16 protein-coding genes and 1 tRNA gene are annotated in these 17,825 nt (G+C 72.8%); 5 read left to right on the top strand and 12 right to left on the bottom strand.

The features are described 5' to 3' along the window. Nucleotide 1: 1 nt before the first annotated feature. The 7 genes from O7635_RS03975 to O7635_RS03945 form a co-directional block, all read right to left on the bottom strand. Nucleotides 2–700: a dienelactone hydrolase family protein gene (locus O7635_RS03975; RefSeq protein ID WP_278079044.1), complete on the bottom strand. Its 699-nt coding sequence runs from the start codon at nucleotides 698–700 to the stop codon at nucleotides 2–4. Nucleotides 701–876: 176 nt separating this feature from the next. Further along, entirely contained in the window at nucleotides 877–1,845 is a 969-nt protein-coding gene (locus O7635_RS03970; RefSeq protein WP_278079043.1) for a hypothetical protein, read from the bottom strand. Continuing rightward, nucleotides 1,842–2,174: a PadR family transcriptional regulator gene (locus tag O7635_RS03965; RefSeq protein ID WP_278079042.1), complete on the bottom strand. Its 333-nt coding sequence runs from the start codon at nucleotides 2,172–2,174 to the stop codon at nucleotides 1,842–1,844. The genes O7635_RS03970 and O7635_RS03965 overlap by 4 nt, the downstream gene beginning before the upstream one ends. 45 nt (nucleotides 2,175–2,219) lie before the next feature. Beyond that, entirely contained in the window at nucleotides 2,220–2,540 is a 321-nt protein-coding gene (locus tag O7635_RS03960) for a hypothetical protein (protein ID WP_278079041.1), read from the bottom strand. A 10-nt stretch (nucleotides 2,541–2,550) separates the two neighbouring features. Further along, nucleotides 2,551–3,312, bottom strand: coding sequence for a Bax inhibitor-1/YccA family protein (locus tag O7635_RS03955; protein WP_278079040.1), 762 nt, complete (start codon nucleotides 3,310–3,312; stop codon nucleotides 2,551–2,553). Between the two features lie 87 nt (nucleotides 3,313–3,399). Next, nucleotides 3,400–4,206, bottom strand: coding sequence for a Bax inhibitor-1/YccA family protein (locus tag O7635_RS03950; protein WP_278085363.1), 807 nt, complete (start codon nucleotides 4,204–4,206; stop codon nucleotides 3,400–3,402). Nucleotides 4,207–4,329: 123 nt separating this feature from the next. Continuing rightward, nucleotides 4,330–4,413: transfer RNA gene (locus O7635_RS03945), tRNA-Leu, on the bottom strand. Between the two features lie 101 nt (nucleotides 4,414–4,514). Here O7635_RS03945 and O7635_RS03940 point away from each other — a divergent pair. Both O7635_RS03940 and O7635_RS03935 read left to right on the top strand, forming a co-directional pair. Next, nucleotides 4,515–6,353: a hypothetical protein gene (locus O7635_RS03940; RefSeq protein WP_278079039.1), complete on the top strand. Its 1,839-nt coding sequence runs from the start codon at nucleotides 4,515–4,517 to the stop codon at nucleotides 6,351–6,353. A gap of 11 nt (nucleotides 6,354–6,364) precedes the next feature. Next, nucleotides 6,365–7,228 carry an ABC transporter substrate-binding protein gene (locus O7635_RS03935; protein WP_278079038.1) on the top strand — a complete coding sequence of 288 codons (864 nt, stop codon included), beginning with the start codon at nucleotides 6,365–6,367 and terminating at the stop codon, nucleotides 7,226–7,228. Between the two features lie 218 nt (nucleotides 7,229–7,446). On the opposite strand, the gene O7635_RS03930 is transcribed toward O7635_RS03935, so the two are convergent. The 3 genes from O7635_RS03930 to O7635_RS03920 all read right to left on the bottom strand — a co-directional run bounded on the left by O7635_RS03930 (nucleotide 7,447) and on the right by O7635_RS03920 (nucleotide 10,668). After that, the gene (locus O7635_RS03930) at nucleotides 7,447–8,709 is read right to left on the bottom strand and encodes an acetyl-CoA C-acetyltransferase (protein WP_278079037.1); all 1,263 of its coding nucleotides are present in this window, start codon (nucleotides 8,707–8,709) and stop codon (nucleotides 7,447–7,449) included. A gap of 61 nt (nucleotides 8,710–8,770) precedes the next feature. After that, nucleotides 8,771–9,565 (bottom strand): SGNH/GDSL hydrolase family protein, encoded by a 795-nt coding sequence (locus tag O7635_RS03925; protein WP_278079036.1) that lies wholly within the window; start codon nucleotides 9,563–9,565, stop codon nucleotides 8,771–8,773. Continuing rightward, a complete protein-coding gene (locus O7635_RS03920) occupies nucleotides 9,562–10,668 on the bottom strand; it encodes an SGNH/GDSL hydrolase family protein (RefSeq protein ID WP_278079035.1) in 1,107 nt (368 codons plus the stop codon). Before O7635_RS03920 ends, O7635_RS03925 begins: the two co-directional genes overlap by 4 nt. Nucleotides 10,669–10,822: 154 nt before the next feature. Here O7635_RS03920 and O7635_RS03915 point away from each other — a divergent pair, with 154 nt between their 5' ends. From O7635_RS03915 to O7635_RS03905, 3 genes are all read left to right on the top strand, one after another. After that, nucleotides 10,823–11,179: a YkvA family protein gene (locus O7635_RS03915; protein WP_278079034.1), complete on the top strand. Its 357-nt coding sequence runs from the start codon at nucleotides 10,823–10,825 to the stop codon at nucleotides 11,177–11,179. Between the two features lie 51 nt (nucleotides 11,180–11,230). Continuing rightward, on the top strand, nucleotides 11,231–12,601 hold the full coding sequence (locus tag O7635_RS03910) for a cystathionine beta-synthase (RefSeq protein WP_278079033.1): 1,371 nt from the start codon (nucleotides 11,231–11,233) through the stop codon (nucleotides 12,599–12,601). Between the two features lie 95 nt (nucleotides 12,602–12,696). Next, the gene (locus O7635_RS03905) at nucleotides 12,697–14,271 is read left to right on the top strand and encodes a choice-of-anchor A family protein (protein ID WP_278079032.1); all 1,575 of its coding nucleotides are present in this window, start codon (nucleotides 12,697–12,699) and stop codon (nucleotides 14,269–14,271) included. 57 nt (nucleotides 14,272–14,328) lie between these two features. On the opposite strand, the gene O7635_RS03900 is transcribed toward O7635_RS03905, so the two are convergent. Further along, nucleotides 14,329–15,288, bottom strand: a complete 960-nt coding sequence (locus O7635_RS03900; RefSeq protein ID WP_278079031.1) for a trypsin-like peptidase domain-containing protein — start codon at nucleotides 15,286–15,288, stop codon at nucleotides 14,329–14,331. A gap of 303 nt (nucleotides 15,289–15,591) precedes the next feature. Beyond that, a complete protein-coding gene (locus O7635_RS03895; protein WP_278079029.1) occupies nucleotides 15,592–17,331 on the bottom strand; it encodes an aminotransferase class V-fold PLP-dependent enzyme in 1,740 nt (579 codons plus the stop codon). Nucleotides 17,332–17,825 lie beyond the last annotated feature (494 nt).

Raw genomic sequence — 17,825 nt, 5'->3', positions numbered from 1 at the left:
CTTACACCACCGTGGGTGCCAACCTCCGCACGGTCTCGATCGTGCGCGCCCAGGACGTCACGGCGTCGACCCGGTCGTAGCTCTCGGGGCGGTCGTCGTTGAAGAACGAGTGCCGGCTGCCCGGGTAGTCGTAGAGCTTCACGGAGCCGCCCGCCGCCTGGATCGCGTCGGCGGCCGTGCGCACGCCATCGGCGGTCGACGCGCCGTCTTCCTCGGCGCAGTGGATGACCGCGTGCTTGCCGGCGTAGCGGGACCAGTCGGGGTTGAGCAGCGACCACGGCAGCGACGGGTAGAAGCCGACGCCGGCGGTGACCTTGTCGGAGAGGGCCGGCGCCCAGAGGGCGAAGCTGCCGCCGATGCTGAAGCCGACCGCGCCGATCTCGCCGGTGACCTCGGGGCGGTCGGCGAGGAACTCGGCGGCGCCGGTGATGTCGGCGGCCGTGCGGTCGAGGGGCAGGTTGGACGCCAGCCGCCGCGCGGTCTCGGGGTCACCGGTCGACTCGCCCCGATAGAGGTCGGGCGCCAGGGCGACGAAACCGGCCTCGGCGAACCGGTCGGCGATCGCGGTGATGTGCGGGACGAGCCCCCACCACTCGTGCAGGACGATCACTCCGGGCGTGCCGGCGTCGGCCCCGGCCGGCAGGGCGAGGTAGCCCTCGGCGGTGGTTCCGTGGCTCGGGTAGCTGATCTTCGTACCCATGGGCCTTCTCCTGTCGGGGTCAGACGTCGTCGGCTGCCTCTTGCGGTCCGCGGGTAGCGGTGCCAAAACCTTGCCATGCCTACCGGGCGAACGAAAGACGACGGCGACGTGGCAAACACCTCGCTTTTCGCGCTCGGTGCACGCCCCGTCGCCGTCGATGATGTTCGATACGGTGTTCAGCTTGTCGCGCTGGGCTCCGGCGTGGCGGTGGCCGGTGCCGACTCGGAGGGTTCTGCCGTCGGGTCCGGAGCCGGCGCGACCGTCTCCTGCGGAGTCTCGGCGATGCCCGGCCGGGGTGCGATCTGGTAGGGCGGTCGGTTCGGGCAGTACGGGTAGGCCGCCGTCATGCCGCGTTCCGTCTGGTAGAGGTAGGCCTCCTGGCAGCGGTACGGATCGCCGAGCTGGATCGGGTTGCCGTCCTGGTCGAAGAGGAAGACGTTGGTCAGCGGCCGGCCGTCCTGGTCGTAGACGTAGACGTCCTGGATGTACTCGTACGGGTTCCCCGAGACGATCTCCACCGGTTCGCGGTCCCCCGGGCCCCGGTCGGCCTCGCCGAAGCCCACCGCGCCGAAGATGAACAGCCCCACACCGGCCAGCGCGATGCCGGCCCGGGGCACGGGGCGCAGTGTGGGCTCGCGGCGGCCGAGCCAGATCGACGCCAGCACGCAGACGGCGAGCAGCAGCACGGCGGCGAGCGTGCTGCCGCCGAGCCGGGGCAGCAGGCCGAACCCGCCGCCCGTGGTCATGACGGTGATCAGCATCGCGACCAGGTAGCCCCGGAGCACCCACCAGGCGGGCCGCAGCAGCCGCAGGAACTCGCTGGCCCGCCCGTAGCCGACGACCGGGCCGAGCTTGCGGTCGGCGCGGCCGAGGGCGCCCCGGGCGGTGCGGCTCGCGGCGGCCAGGCGGTCGTCGAAGCCACGCGCCGCCCGGGCCGTCCCGAGCCCGGCCGCGGCCCGCAGTTCGGCCGCGTACGCCTCCGGTGGCCCGAGCCGCTCGGCCAGCGTGCCCTCGCCCTCGGCGGCCACCTCGGCGAGGTGCTCGGGAAGGTCTTCCAGCAGCTCGTCGCGGGCCTGCGGGTCGAGGTCCGTGAGTGCCCGCCGCACCGCGTCGAGATAGGCCGCCTGCTCCGCAACGACGTTCACGCCGCTACCCCCCGATCGTCGAGCAGGGCGTCCATGGTGGACGCGAAGGTGCGCCAGGTCTTGCCGGCGCGGTGCAGCTGGTCGCGGCCGGCGGCGTTGAGGCCGTAGTACTTGCGGTGCGGCCCCTCCTCGCTCGGCACGACATAGGTGGTGAGGAGCCCGGCCTGGAAGAGCCGGCGCAGGGTGCCGTAGACGGAGGCGTCGCCGACCTCGTCGAGGCCGGCGGCACGCAGCCGGCGCAGGATGTCGTAGCCGTAACCGTCCTCGTCCTTGAGAACGGCCAGCACGGCGAGGTCGAGCACCCCCTTGAGCAGCTGGGTGGTGTCCACGGTGGAGGACACTATTTCGCTATGCGAGGTAGTGTCAAGAGCGAACTAGAGGAGGGCGCGCACGGCGGCCACGTCGCCGGCCGCGGCGACCAGCAGTTCCGGGGCCGGGTCGGCGGCGACCAGGTCGGCCGCGACCACCCGGAGCTGGTCGGGCAGCGACGCGTCGTTGTCGAGCCGGGGGACCGCCTGGCGGACCCGGCCCTCCACGTCGGCGGCGAGGTCGGCGAGGCGCTGGACCAGGTGGTAGACCGCGTCGCCGCGGGTGCCCTCCCCGGCCGCGGCCGGCGCCGACCAGCGGGGCGCCTGCCAGTGCGAGACCTGCCGGGTGAGCAGGTCGACGATCCGTCCGAGATCCTGATCGGTCACGGCCCCGAATCTAGCGCCGGATGTAGCTGAGCAGGCGGAGGATCTGCCAGTAGAGGTAGATCAGGCCGACCAGCATGCCGAACGCGCAGTACCAGGCGTAGCGCTGCGGGAGGCCGTAGCGGACGCCCTGCTCGACGGCGTTGAAGTCGAGGATGAAGGTGAGCGCGCCGACGCCGATGCAGACGATCGCGAAGACGTACGGGATCCAGCCGACCTCGCCGGACTGGGTGTAGACCTCGAGGCCCTGCCGGCCGCTGACCCAGAACACGATCAGGTTGGCGAAGCCGAGCACCACGACGCCGATCAGCGCGCCGATCACGAAGCGGGTGAACCGGGGTGTGGCCCGGATGATCCGCGCCCGGTAGAGCACCGCCATGCCGAGGAACACCCCCAGGGTGCCGACCACCGCCTGGATCACGATGCCGGGATAGAGCTCCTCGAAGCCACGGCTGGCCACGCCGAGCAGCACGCCCTGGAGGATCGCGTAGAGGCTGATCACCCACGGGTTGGTGATCCGCCGGAAGCTGATCACCAGGACGAGCACGAGGCCGCCGATCGAGCCGCCGATGATGCCGAAGCGCAGCGCCGCGCCGCCGTGGATGGTGAACCAGGCGACCGCGGCGACGGCGGTGGTCAGCAGGAGCAGGGCGACCGTGCGGACGACCACGTCGTCGACGGTCATCGCCCGGGTGGCCGGTGCCTGCCCGAGCACCTGGCGCTCCGTGCGGGCCGTGTCGTCGAGGTGGCTGAGGACCGGGTTCGAACTCTGCATGGCGTACCCCCGGCTTCGACCATAGCCGCCCAAAATGGGAGCGCCCCCGCGTCCGGCCGACGCGGGGGCGCTTTTGGAGCTGTGCGGTCAGTCGTCGCCTTGCAGGAAGCTCAGGAGGCGGAGCACCTCGAGGTAGAGCCAGATCAGGCTGACCAGGATGCCGAACGCCGCCACCCACGAGTAGCGCTCGGGCAGGCCCATCCGGACGCCCTCTTCGACCTCGTGGAAGCTGAGGATGAAGCTCAGCGACGCGATCACGATGCAGACCAGGCTGAACCCGATGCCCAGGGCGCCGTTGTCGCGCAAACCGGTGTTGAAGCCGAACAGCGACAGCAGCAGGTTGATCATGATGACCGCGAAGACGCCCGCCAGCGCCGCGACCATGAACTTGACGAACCGCGGCGTGGCCCGGATGACCTTGGCCTTGTAGAGCATGGCCATCAGGAAGAAGACGCCGAACGTGGCGACCACGGCCTGCAGGACGATGCCCCGGTAGCCGGCGATCTCCTCGTAGAACTTGCTGACCAGACCGACGAACACGCCCTCGACCACGGCGTACGTGACGATCAGCGCGGGGTTGGCCATGCGCATGAACGAGATGACCAGGCCGAGCACGAGGCCGACGACCGCGGCGCCGATCCAGGCCGGGAACAGCAGCGAATCCGGAATGAGGTTCCACGCGGCGGCGGCGGCGACGCCGACGATCGCGAGCAGTGCGACAGTCTTGATGACGACGTCGTCGATCGACATCGGTCGTACCGCGGGCGGTGCGGCCGGGTAGGCCCCCGTGCCCGCGGGGTACGGCTGTGCGTGCCCCGGCTGGCCGTAAGGTCCGGTGGCGGAACGCTCCGCCTCCCGGCCCAGCCCCGCCAGCACCGGGTTGGACGTCTTCACAGTCACGCCTCCCTGAGGAAGAATTAGGTCCCCAAAGGGTACTGGCAATGCGCCGCCAAGTGGAGAATCACGTTCGGCCGCCTCCGGTCGCCGCATATGCGCCCGCGGCGCCGATGTGGACGCTGGTGCCCGGAGCGGGACTCGAACCCGCACGCCTTTCGGCAGCCGCTTTTAAGGCAGCCGTGTCTGCCGTTCCACCACCCGGGCAGCGTCACTCTCACGGTAACTGCCTGTCACGGTAACCGGACGCGCACGGCTACGGTGGAGGCGGCACCTGCCACGCCACTTCGCATACTAGGGTCTAGCGCGTGACCAGCACTGCCCGCGCCGCGCAGCAGGCCGACCCCGCCGACCCGCCACCGGCGCCCGGGCGGTCGGCGCGCTGGTCGCCGGCCCGGTTCCGCCCCGACCTGCCCGACCTGGCCATCTGCCTCGGTCTGCTGCTGCTCGCCGTGTGGGTCATGCACGGGCTGTGGCCCTCGCCGACGGGCAAGGTGCTCGGCCTCAACCCCGAGGACCAGACGCTCTACGAGTGGTTCCTGGCCGTCGACTCGCGGGTGCTGCACGGCGACTTCTCGCTGCTCACCGACCGGCTCAACGCCCCTGACGGCGTCAACCTGATGGCCAACACCACGGTCATCGCGCTCGGCACGCTGTTCTCGCCGGTCACCCTGCTGTTCGGCGCGCCGGTCACGTTCGCGCTGCTGGCCACGCTGTCGCTAGGCCTCACCGCGGTCGCGTTCTACCTGCTGTTCCGCCGGGTGGCGCGGGCACACCGGTTGGCCGCGGCGATCGGCGGCGGGTTCTGCGGGTTCGCGCCCGGCATGATCTCGCAGAACAACAGCCACCTGCACATGACCGCGCTCTGGCTGGTGCCGGTGCTGGTGTGGGCGGTGGTCGGCATCCTGCGGGCGGCGGACCCGCGCGACCCGGTCAACGCGGGCCGCGAGGGCCGCCGCGGTTGGCGCCGGATCGTGATCTTCTCGCTGGTGCTGGCGGTCACCGTCACGGTCCAGGTGTTCATCGGCGAGGAGGTCCTGTTCCTCACCGCGCTGACCCTGGTGATCATGACCCTGGTCTACGCCGGCGCCCGGCCGCGGTTCAGCCGCCGGGTGCTGGGCGGAGCCGCAGCGGGTCTGGGCGTCGCCGTGGCGCTCTCGGTGGTGGCGCTGGCGTACCCCCTGTGGTTCCAGTTCAAGGGACCGCAGAGCGTGCCCAACGGTGTGTTCAGCCCGCACTTCTTCTCGGCCGACCTGGCCAGCTTCAAGACGATCTCGCCGCTGTCGCTGTTCGGCCGCGACGAGAACGCGCGGCTGAGCACCGGCCCGGCCGAATACAACACGTTCCTCGGCTGGCCCCTGATCCTGGTGGCGGTCGGTTGCGCGATCTGGCTGATCCGCCGCCCGCTGGTGCTGGCGTGCACGATCGCCGCGGTCGTGATGGCGGCGCTGTCCCTCGGCCCCGAGGTGGTCGTCGCCGGCACCCGCACCGACGTGGTCGGCCCCTACCGGCTGCTGCTCGGCCTGCCGGTGGTCGACGGCGCGCTGCCGATGCGGTTCGCGCTGGCGCTGATCCCGCTGATCGCGACGGTCCTCGTGGTCGCCGTCGACGCCGCCCTCAAGCTCGAGTGGCAGGTGGGCCGGGTGCTGGTGCCGGGCCTGGTCGCGATCGCCCTGCTGCCGCTGTTCCCCAAGCCGCTGCCGGTCGTCGACCGCGCGCCGGTCCCGGAGTTCATCAGCGGCGGCCACTGGCGCGATTGTGTCTCACCGGGCGGCGTGATGATCCCGGTGCCGCCGGCCACCCCCAAGGAACCCTGGCCGATGCGCTGGTCGGCCGCGGCCGGCGCGGGCTTCGCGATCCCGGAGGGCTTCTTCATCGCGCCCTACGGCGCCAACGGCACGGCGTCGATGGGCACCTACTCGCAGCCGACGTCGCAGCTGTTCAAGCAGGCCGCGACCGAGGGCGTGGTGCCGGGCATCGGCGACTTCCAGCGGGCCCAGGCCAAGGCGGACTTCGCGTTCTGGAAGGCGCAGTGCGTGGTCCTGGCGGACGGCACGGTCAACGAGGCGACGCTGCGCCAGACGCTGGAGCAGCTGCTCGGCCCGGGCAAGCGGATCGCCGACGCCACGACGTGGAAGGTGGGCTGACCCTGCGCGTCGTGTCCCTGCTGCCCGCGGCCACCGAGATCGTCCACGCCCTCGGCCTGGCCGACGACCTGGTCGGCGTGACCTTCGAGTGCGAGGTCACCGCCCCCGCGCGGCCGGCGGTGATCGTCGGCGGTCGCGACACCAAGGGCATGACCCCTGCCGAGATCGACGCGTACGTCCGCTCGACGCCACCGGGCGACCTCTACACGCTGCACGCCGACGCGCTGGCCGACCTCGAACCGGACCTGATCCTGACCCAGGACCTGTGCCGGGTCTGCGCGCTCCCGTCCGGCCGGGTCGCGGACGCCCTGGACCACCTGGGCTGCCGGGCGGACGTGCTCACCCTGGACCCGCACACCCTCGCGGAGGTCCTCGACTCGATCCAGTCGGTCGGCGAACGCGCGGGCGCTCCGGCGGTGGCCGCCGCCCTGGTGGCGTCGCTGCGCGGGCGGCTGTCGGCGGTGGCCGCCGCGGTGTCGGGCCTTCGGCGGCCGCGGGTCGCGCTGATCGAGTGGATCGACCCGCCGTTCGGGGCGGGCCACTGGATTCCGGACCTGATCGCCGCGGCCGGCGGCGCCCCGGTGGCGGCGCACCCCGGCGCCCGTTCCACGGCCACCACCTGGCCGGCCATCCAGACCGCGGCCCCGGACGTGGTGGTCGTGGCCCCGTGCGGCTACGACCTGCCGGGCGCGGCGGACCAGGCTCGCACGATCGCGGAACACTTCCGGGACGTTCCGATCTGGGCGATCGACGCCGACGCCCTGATCGTCCGCCCGGGCCCCCGCCTGATCGACGGCGTCGAAGCCCTCGCGGCGATCCTCCACCCGACCGCCGCCCCGACCCCACCCCCGAACCGCATCACGCGCGTCGCCTAAACGGCGAAGGAAGGGCCCCTTCTTAGCGCATCCCGCATAGGAAGGGTCCCTTCCAAACGTTTTCGGCGTGACCGGGGACGGGCATGGCAGCGAAGCGGTGCCTGGCGGGAGCGACGGTCGCGCCCACCGCGAACCCGAGTCATCCGGATCTTGATCCTGGCTCGGGTCCCGAGGGGCACCGCCCCACCGCGGACCCGAGCCATCCAGACCCGAATCCCTCAGCTCAGCCGCTCCAGAACCATCGCCATGCCCTGGCCGCCGCCGACGCACATCGTTTCCAGGCCGATGGTCTTGTCGTTCCAGTCGAGAGAGTTGATCAGCGTGCCGGTGATGCGGGCGCCGGTCATGCCGAAGGGGTGGCCTACCGCGATCGCGCCGCCCATGACGTTGAGCTTTTCGATCGGGATGTTGAGGTCCTGGTAGGACGGGATGACCTGGGCCGCGAACGCCTCGTTGATCTCGACGAGGTCGACGTCGTCGATGGTCATGCCGGCGCGCTTCAGGGCCTGCAGCGACGCGCCGACCGGGCCCAGGCCCATGATCTCGGGGGAGAGGGCGGTGACGCCGGTGGAGACGATTCGGGCCAGCGGAGGGATGCCCAGGTCGCGGGCCCGGCCGGCGCTCATCACGATGACCGCGGCGGCGCCGTCGTTGAGGGGGCAGCAGTTGCCGGCGGTGATCCGGCCGTCGGGGCGGAAGACGGGCTTGAGGCCGCTGACGCCCTCCAGCGTCACGCCGGCGCGCGGGCCGTCGTCCTGCGACACGACCGTGCCGCTCGGCGTGGTCACCGGCGTGATCTCGCGGGCCCAGAAGCCGTCGGCGATGGCCTTTTCGGCGTTGTTCTGGCTGCGTACGCCGAACTCGTCCATCTCCTCGCGGCTCACGCCCTTGACCTGGGCGAGGTTTTCCGCGGTCTGACCCATCGCGAGGTAGATGTCGGGGAGGTCGCCGTCGGCGCGCGGGTCGTGCCACACGTCGGCGCCGCCGGCGGCCCGCTCCTTGGAGCGCGACCGGGCCGGGGCGAAGCGCGGGTTCTCCCAGCCGCCGCCGACCAGCTCCTGGGCCTCGGGCGGCAGCGAGTCCGACGAGCCGCGGGCGAACCGCGACACGCACTCGACGCCGGCGGAGATGAACACGTCGCCCTCGCCGGCGCGGATCGCGTGGAAGGCCATCCGCGTGGTCTGCAGCGACGACGAGCAGTAGCGGGTGACCGTCGCGCCGGGCAGGCCGTCGAGGTCGAGCATCGTGGCGACCACGCGGGCCATGTTGAAGCCCTGCTCGCCGCCGGGGAGCCCGCAGCCGAGGTAGAGGTCGTCGATCGTCGTCGGATCGAGCTCGGGGACCTTGTCGAGGGCGGCCCGGACGATCGTGGCCGTCAGGTCGTCGGCCCGCAGCTCGCGCAGCGAACCTTTGACAGCCCGACCGATGGGCGAACGAGCGGTGGCGACAATGACGGCGTCGCGGTCCGACTGGATGGCCATAACCAACGTTAACCTGAGCGCAACCTCCCGCGAGGATGCGATTGGTCTCAATCCGTCGGGGTCAGGACGCCGGTGAGCGCCCCAGGCCGGCCAGCGCCGACACGGCCGGGAGCAGCGCGTGCGCCCACACCCGGTAGCCGTCGGCCGACGGGTGGAAGCCGTCGAAGCAGAGCGTGCCGGCGTCGGCCCGGAAGACCGCGCCGGTCTCGGCGGCCAGGTCGACGACGGCGCCGCCGGCGGCGCGGACCGCGCGGCCCTGCGCGGTCGCCGTCTGGCGGCCCCACCAGCCCGCCAGCTCGCGCAGCGGCTGGTCGATCGCGCGGGCCGCGCCCAGGTCGGGGCAGGTGCCGACGACGACCTCGACGCCGGCGTCGCGCAACCGGCGCACCGCGGCGGCGAGGTAGGCCGCAGACTCGCCCGGCCGGCGCAACGCGGCCGCGTCGTTGGCGCCGATCAGAATCACCGCCAGGTCGGGCCGCTCGCCGAGCAGCGCGCGGGCCACCTGGGTGGCGAGGTCGGTCGAACGGGACCCGGAGACGCCGACGGACGACAGGTGCACGCGCACACCGGCGTCGTCGGCGAGCAGCCGCGCGAGCTGGCCCCCGACGGTGTCGCCGACGCTGTCGACGCCGACACCGAGCGATGTGGAATCGCCGAGCAGCACCATGCGGACCTCGGGCGCGCCTTCGCGGCCGACCGAGGTGCGCAGCGCCAGGCCGAGCTGTGGCTGCGCGTAGCGGCGGTTGCGGGCCGCGACGAACTCGCCGGCCAGCAGCGCGGCCCCGCCGAGCGTGCCGGCCAGCATGGTCATCGCGGCCGTGCGGCCCATGCGGGCGGCCAGACCGCGTGACGTCATGCCAACTCCTCCACCGTGGACGGCTGCGCGTCGTCGCGCGCCGCCTCCAAGGGTAATGCTGGTGGGGCGCCGCGTAGGTTCCCGAACAGGCGACGAGCACCCTCGGGTACGGGGCCGAACCACGCGGCCGGGCGACGCCGGAGCTGGGCCCAGCGGCCCGCCGGACCCCGGTCGCGACCGGCGACCTGGGTGCCGCTGACCTCGGTGCCGGGCTGCCGGGCGGCCTCCTGCGCGGCCTGCGGCAGCGAGCGCACGCCCTCGCCGGCCCGCAGCGCCACGCGCTCCTCGTCGGGCGCGCCGAACGCGGCCAGCACGGTCGGCAGCATCGCCGCGGCGGCCAGCGCGTAGCCCTCGGCCGACGGGTGGAACCGGTCGAGACCGAACATCCGGGCCGGCTCCGCCGCGAACCGGGGGCCGAGCAGGTCGCCGAGCGAGACCGTCCAGGCGCCGGCCTCGACGCTGGCCACGGTCTGCGCGGCCGCGAGCTGGCGGCTCCACCGGCCGGCGAGCCAGCGCAGCGGCGGCTGGATCGGCTGGATCGTGCCGAGGTCGGGGCAGGTGCCGACGACGACGCGGGCGCCCGCGGCGCGGAACTTGCGGACCGCGTTGACCAGGTGCCGCACCGCGATGTGGGTGCTGGTGCGGTGGGTGACGTCGTTGCCGCCGATGATGATGACGGCCAGGTCGGGGTGGGGCGTGCGCTCGAGCGCCGCCTCCACCTGGTGCGGCAGGCCGGCCGAGAGCGCGCCGACCACGGCGTGCCGGTGCAGCCGGACCGCCCGGTGCAGCCGCCGGGACACCCCGGTCGCGAGCAGCGCGCCGGGCGTCTCGCGTGGCTTGTGTACGCCGTACCCCGCCGCCGACGAGTCGCCGACCACCACCATCTCGATCGCCGGGCCCGGGAACCGGGTGCCGTAGACGCCGTCACCGCGCGGCGGCGGCTCCTGCGCCTGCGGGATGCGGCGGCGGGCCTGTTCGGCCTGCCCGACTATGAGCGCGGCGCCGGCCACCGCTCCGAACGCCGTGACCCCCGCGCCGACCGCCGTGAACCGCGCGACCGTCCGGGCGGCGGATCGCCAGGCTATTGCCTCGGCTGCCCCCATTGGCGTGCCCCCCATGTGTGTTGTACGGCTACGAGGCTAACGCCGATGCGCCCGAAAAGGTGCTTCACGCACCCGGAGGCCCTCCCAGGAACAAACCTCGCGGCGATTCGAGGTGGCGCGTTCTGGGCATCATGATGCGGAGGAGGTCGAAAACATGGCTAGGACGTTGAAGCGCACCGCGGCGTTCGCCGCCCTCGGCCGGGCGTTGACGGCCGGCGCCCGGGGCGGCCCAGGGCTCGGCACCCGGCTGGCGGCCCTACCCCGGATGATCAAGGCAACCACCAGCGGGGAGTACGACGGCGGCCTGCGGCTGGCCCTGATCACCGCTGCCACGGTCTACGTGGTCTCCCCGCTCGACTTCGTCCCGGAGGCCTTCCTGGCCGTGTTCGGACTGGTCGACGACCTGGTCATGGTGACCTGGCTGGCCGGCAGCGTGCTGTCCGAGACGGAGCGGTTCCTCGCCTGGGAGGCGCGGCAGAGGGCGGTCATACCCGGCACTGTGGCGCCCTGAGCTGCGCACGTAGGCTGGGATCGACCCGCCGACCCAGAAGGGCACAACGCCGTGCGCTACTACGACAACGTCGTCGACCTCATCGGTAACACTCCGCTCGTCCGGCTGCGCAGCGTCACGGCCGGCATCGACGCGACGGTGCTCGCCAAGGTCGAATACTTCAATCCCGGTGGTTCGGTCAAGGACCGGATCGCGCTGCGCATGGTCGAGGCCGCCGAGAAGGCCGGTCTTCTGCAGGCCGGCGGCACCATCGTCGAGCCGACCAGCGGCAACACGGGGGTCGGGCTGGCGCTGGTCGCCCAGCTCAAGGGCTACCGCTGCGTCTTCGTCTGCCCCGACAAGGTCAGCGAGGACAAGCGCAACGTGCTGCGGGCGTACGGCGCCGAGGTGGTGGTCTGCCCGACCGCCGTCGCGCCGGAGGACCCGCGCTCCTACTACAACGTCTCGGACCGGCTCAGCCGCGAGATCCCGGGCGCCTGGAAGCCCAACCAATACGCCAACAAGGAGAATCCCCGCTCCCACTACGAGACGACGGGTCCCGAGGTCTGGGAGCAGACCGGCGGCCGGATCACCCACTTCGTGGCCGGCGTGGGCACCGGCGGCACCATCTCCGGCGTGGGTCGCTACCTCAAGGAGGTCTCCGGCGGCGCGGTCAAGGTGATCGGCGCCGACCCGGAGGGCTCGGTCTACTCGGGTGGCACCGGCCGGCCTTATCTCGTGGAAGGCGTCGGTGAGGACTTCTGGCCCGAGACCTACGACCGCTCGGTCTGCGACGAGATCGTCGAGGTCTCCGACAAGACCTCGTTCGACATCACCCGGCGCCTGGCCCGCGAGGAGGGCCTGCTGGTCGGCGGCTCGTGCGGGATGGCGGTCGCCGCCGCGCTCGAGGTGGCGCACCGGGCCGGCCCCGACGACGTGATCGTCGTGCTGCTGCCCGACGGCGGCCGCGGCTACCTCTCCAAGATCTTCAACGACGAGTGGATGGCCCGCTACGGCTTCCTGTCCACCGGCGGCGCGGAGCCGACCGTCGGCGACGTGCTCGCCGGCAAGGACGGCCAGATGCCGGAGCTCGTCCACGTGCACCCGACCGACCCGGTCCGCGAGGCGATCGACCGCATGCGGGAGTACGGCGTCTCCCAGGTGCCCGTGCTCAAGGCGGAGCCGCCCGTGGTGACCGGCGAGGTGGCCGGCTCCATCGTGGAGAAGGAGCTGCTGGACGCGCTGTTCACCGGCCAGGCGCACCTGCACGACATGGTCGAGAAGCACATGCACGCCCCGCTGCCGATGATCGGTGGTGGCCAGCCGGTCAGCGAGGCCGTGGCGCTGCTGGAGACCTCCGACGCCGCCCTGGTGCTGATCGACGGCAAGCCCAAGGGCGTCATCACGCGGCAGGACCTGCTGGCGCACCTCGGCGCTCGCTAGGCATTTGATCCAATAACGGCAAAACGCGAACTCTGTCCCATTCGCGGTGAATACTACCTCTTGGAGGTTTATTCGCTTCGGGGGGCGGTTTTCGCATGGCCAGGAAAGCCAGCTGGGTGGCCGCGGCGGCGGTAGGCGCCGTCGCGGCCGGCGCGTCGCTGTGGATGCTGACGCCGGCGTCCGCGACCGGACCCGTCAACCCGATCGAGGGCGGCCTCGGCTTCCTCGTGCTGGTCGAGCGGGACGCGACGCTGACCGGCACCGAGAGCGAAGGCCCGATGGCGATCGGCGGCGACGTCACGTTCGGTCCGGACTACCGGATCGCGGCCGAGCGGGGCGTACGCGTCGGCGACCGCGACAGCCCGCTGGTGATCGGTGGGCGGGCGCTGCTCGACGCGCCGCCCGTGGTGGACGCCGGCGTGCTGGGTAAGGGCGACGACGGCCTGGTCCTGCGGGCCACCGACCCGGCCGCGCCCGTCCCGGGCGACCGCAAGGCCAGCCTGGAGGCCCAGGACGCGCTCGACTTCGCCGGCGTGTTCGCCACCTTCCGCGAGCGCTCGGCCCAGTTCGACACCTGCGCCCAGACGGTGCGGCTGCGCAACTCCGGCGGCGGTGAGCTCGCCCGGCCGGTCAGCACGCCCGGCACCAAGGCGTACGTGTCGCTGACGGCCAACCAGACCAACGTGCTCAACCTGACCGGCGACGAGTTCAACAACCTGTCCGACCTGACGTTCAACACCCAGCCCAGCGCCGATACGCCGGTGCTGGTCAACGTGCGGACCGGCGCCGACTACGAGTGGCGGACAACCAACTTCGCCGGGGTCGGCGACACGCAGGCGCCGTACATCCTGATGAACTTCCCGGACGCCACCGCGATCACGCAGGTCGGCGCGGACACCGCCGAGGGCACGATCTACGCGCCGCGGGCCGCGTTCACCGACGTGAACACCGCCAACAACGAAGGGAACCTGGTGGTGAGCAGCTACCGCCACGGCACGGCCGCGACCAACGGCGGCGAGACGCACGACCTGCCGTTCAACACAACCGTCCAGTGTGGAAAAGCGGCTGCCGCGACGCCCGCCACGGCGCCGCCGGCCAGCGTCGAGCCGACCGCGGGGCTGGGGCTGCCCACGGAGCTGCCGACGCTGCCGACCGAGACGGGTGAGCCGAGCACGGCCGCCGCTTCCCCCGCCGCTCCCTCGGTGACGCCGCCGGCGGCGACCGACCCGGCGCCGATGGACAGCGGGCTGCCGTGGGCGTGGTTGAGCGAGCCGCCGTACCCGACGATCGATCCCGCTCCCGAACCGACGACGGGCGGGCCGGTGACCGAGGAGCCATTGCCGCCGGTCGGCGAGGCGCCTTTGCTGCCGGGTGACGAACCCGTCGTGGGCGGCGACACCGGCACCGTGGACGTCAGCCCGTCGGCCACGCCGTCCGGTGCGGTGGCCAGCTGGTCGGCGAGCCCGGCCGCCAGCCCGTCGGCCAGCACCGAGCCCGCGGTGGTCGCGAACTACGGCCCGCTGCCCGGCCAGGGCGGCGCGGAGTCGGGCGAGTCGCTGACCCGGCCGTCCAACGTCCGCCTGGCCATCGCCGGCCTGTCGATCCTGGTGGTCAGCTTCGCCCTGCTGCTGCTCGGCCGCCGCCGGAAGCGCCGGCACGCCGCACACTGACCCGGCACCACCCGGCCGAGCCGGCTCCCCGCGGCAGGGGGAGCCGGCTCGACCACGTCAACGGGTGCTGAGCTCCGCCGGCACGGTCACCACGTCGACGAAGGCGCCACGGCGCAGCAGGGTGACCGAGAGCCGGTTGCCGATCGCCGGCCCGAGCATCAGCCGCTGCAGGGACTGCACGTTCTGGATCTGCTGGCCGCCGGCGGTCAGCAGGATGTCGCCGAGGTAGATCCCCGCGACCCCGGCCGGGCTGCCCGGCACGACCTCGACGACCCGCAGGCCCGTGCGCTGCCCGGTGCGCTCGGCGACCGGCGGGGGCAGCGGCACCGGCACGCCGGCGACACCCAGCCAGGCCCGGCGTACGCGGCCGTCCTGGATCAGGTCCCCGATGATCTGCCGGGTGTTGCGGTTGATCGGCACGGCCAGCCCGAGGCCGTAGCCCGCGACCGCCGTGTTGACCCCGATCACCTGCCCCGAGGAGTCGACCAGCGCGCCGCCGGAGTTGCCGGGGTTGAGCGCGGCGTCGGTCTGGATCACGTCGTCGATCAGCCGGATCGCGCGCCCCTCCCGGGCCGGCAGCGAGCGGCCGAGGGCGGAGACCACGCCGGCCGTCACCGAGCCGGCCAACCCCATCGGGTTGCCGACGGCCACGACGAGCTGGCCGATCCGCAGCCGGTCGGCGTCGCCGAGCGGGGCGGGCGGGGCGCCCGGGTTGCGGGCCCGGAGCACGGCGAGGTCGGAGAGCGGGTCGCGGCCGACGACGTCGAAGCCGACCTCGGTCCCGTCGCCGAAGGTGGCGGTGCCGCCACTGGCGCTCTCGACCACGTGGGCGCTGGTCAGCAGGAATCCGTCGTCGGTGAAGGTCACCGCCGATCCGGCGCCGGCGCCGCGGCCGGTCCGCACCGACACCGCGGCCACGCTGGGCAGGATCTGCGCGGCAACCGTCGTGACAACCCGCGAGTACGCGTCGAGCGCGGCGGTGTCGTCGCGCTCCGGTTCGGTCCGTTCGGTATCCACGCCTTCCACAACACGCGGTCACCGGCGGTGATGCCGCCGATCGCGCGGATTCGCTCAGAGCGAACGGCTCGCCGCGCCCGGGCCCGGCGCGCCGGCCAGCACCGGCTCGGCTTCGGCCCGCTACCCGGGTGGGCTCAGGCGCGGCCAGCGCCGGCCCAGCCGCGGCTCGGCTTCGGCGCGCGCCTACGCGGTGGGCTCGGGCCTGGCCGGCGCCGGCCTAGCCGGCTCGGCTTCGGCGCGCGCCTACGCGGTGGGCTCGGGCCTGGCCGGCGCCGGCCTAGCCGGCGCGGTTTTGGCGCGCGCCTACGCGGTCGGCTCAGGCCCGGCCAGCGCCGCCACAGCCGGCTCGGGTTCGGCCGGCGCGGGCCCGGCCGGCGCGAGGCAGACGGCGGGCAGGTCGAACCAGCGCAGCGCCTCGAAGCCGGGGGAGACGGCGGCTCCGCCCTCGGAGCAGCCGCTGCCGTCGTACCCCTGCATGATCGTTTTGGCCGTGGTCAGGTAGCCGGGCAGCACGTCCTCGGTGGCGCGTGCGGCGGGCGCCGCGTCGGTCCAGCGGACGCCGCCCGCGTCGAAGGTGAGGCCGGTCAGTCGCAGCGCCGGCTCGGCCAGCCCGCGATGGTGCCGCCAGAGCCCGGAATAGGGGTCGAACCGGTAGTCCGGGAGCAGCTTCCAGCCGTCGCGGGCGACGAGGTCCACCGCCTCGACGATGTAGCGGCAGACGGCGTCGGTGAGGAAGTAGTTGAAGCTGACCCGTACCCATCCTGGCTTGATGCCCTCGCGGCCGGCCATCACCTCGCGCTCGAAGCGGTGCGAGTGGTCGAGGTCGATGCCGAGCAGGCGATGGCCGTACGGGCCGGCGCACGAGCAACCGCCCCTGGACTGGATGCCGAACAGGTCGTTGAGCAGCGCGACCACGAAGTTGTGGTGCAGGTAGCGGCCGCCCGGCCGGCGCACCACGAACGACAGGATCGAGAGCCGGTCGGCGCGCGGGTTGCCGAGCACCTCGATGGCCGGGTTCGCCGCCCAGGCGTCCATCGCGAGCCGCCGGAACCGCTCCTCCTGGGCCCGGATCAGCTCGGTGCCGACCGCCCGCTTGAGCGCGAACACCAGGCCCGCCCGGATGGACTCGACGATTGCCGGGGTGCCGCCCTCCTCGCGGTGGGCCGGATCGCGCAGGTAGTGGTGCTCGACCGCGTTGACGTAGTCGACGGTGCCGCCGCCGGGGACGGTCGGCACGCGGTTGCGCAGCAGGTGGCGGCGCACGACCAGCACGCCGGGTGTGCCAGGGCCGCCGACGAACTTGTGCGGCGACAGGAAGATGGCGTCCTTGCCGGCCATGTCGATGTCGACGTACGGGCCGGCGGCGGCGTAGTCCCAGCAGGCCAGCGCGCCGTGCTCGTGCAACAGGGCGGAGATCGCGGCGGCGTCGGTGATGATCCCGGTGACGTTGGAGGCGGCCGAGAACGACCCGATCTTGATCGGCCGGTCGGCGTGGCGCACCAGTTCGGCGGCGAGCGCGGCGCAGTCGACGTGGCCGTCGGCGTCCTCCGGCACGACCACCACGTCGGCGATCGACTCCCGCCAGGGCAGCTCGTTGGAGTGGTGCTCGTAGGGGCCGATGAAGACCACCGGCCGGCGTTCGGGCGGGATCTGGGCCCGCAGCCCGTAGCGGTCGTCGAGCTCCGCCGGGATCCGGATGCCGAGGATGCGGATCAGCTTGTCGATCGCGCCGGTCGCGCCCGAGCCGGCGAAGATCACGACGGTGTCGTCGTCGCCGCCCACCGTCTCGCGGATCAGCGCCCGGGCGTCCTCGCGCAGCCGGGTGGTCTGCCGCCCGGTGCCGGACGACTCGGTGTGCGTGTTGGCGTAGCGGGGCAGCACCTCGTGCCGGATGAAGTCCTCGACGAAGGTGAGCGCCCGGCCCGAGGCGGTGTAGTCGGCATAGGTGACCCGGCGCGGCCCGTAGGGACCCCACATCACCTGGTCATCGCCGATGACGCCTTCGCGGATCAGGCGGAGGAGCGGCGGCTCACCCGTACCCATGGCTCATTATGTGAGGCCGTTACGGCTTTGCGGACGGGAATGCCAGCCCTTACAAACCGGATTAATCCGGGAAGTCGCACAGACTGTCCGATTGCGGGCGACCGAGAGACGGTTCCATATGCGTACGGCGGCCGGCGGGCCGCCGCGAACAAGGGGGACCGATCGTGGTCAGCGTCGACCATACCGTGCGGACCGACCCGGCCCGCGAAACCGCGCCGGACGATGTCGTCGACCGGCTCCTCTGGCAAGACGCCCGGGACATTCTCGGGCGGCACGCACGACCCGGCCGCGACGGTGGCTGCGACGGATGCGGTGGGGCCTGGCCCTGCCACTCCCGGCGCGTCGCCGAGCACGCCATGGCGGCATCCCGTCGCTCCTGGCGTGAGGGCTGGACAGCACGGCACGACCTCAACAGCGTTCGCGTGGTCGCCCGCGCGGGTCGCCGGCGGGTCGCCGTCACCTAACTGAAGACCTCCCCACAGCGGTGACCGCCG

The sequence above is a fragment of the Asanoa sp. WMMD1127 genome (assembly GCF_029626225.1).
Taxonomy (GTDB): Bacteria; Actinomycetota; Actinomycetes; order Mycobacteriales; family Micromonosporaceae; genus Asanoa.
Note: the sequence above shows the minus strand (reverse complement) of the source record. Positions and strands in the feature narration are given on the sequence as shown.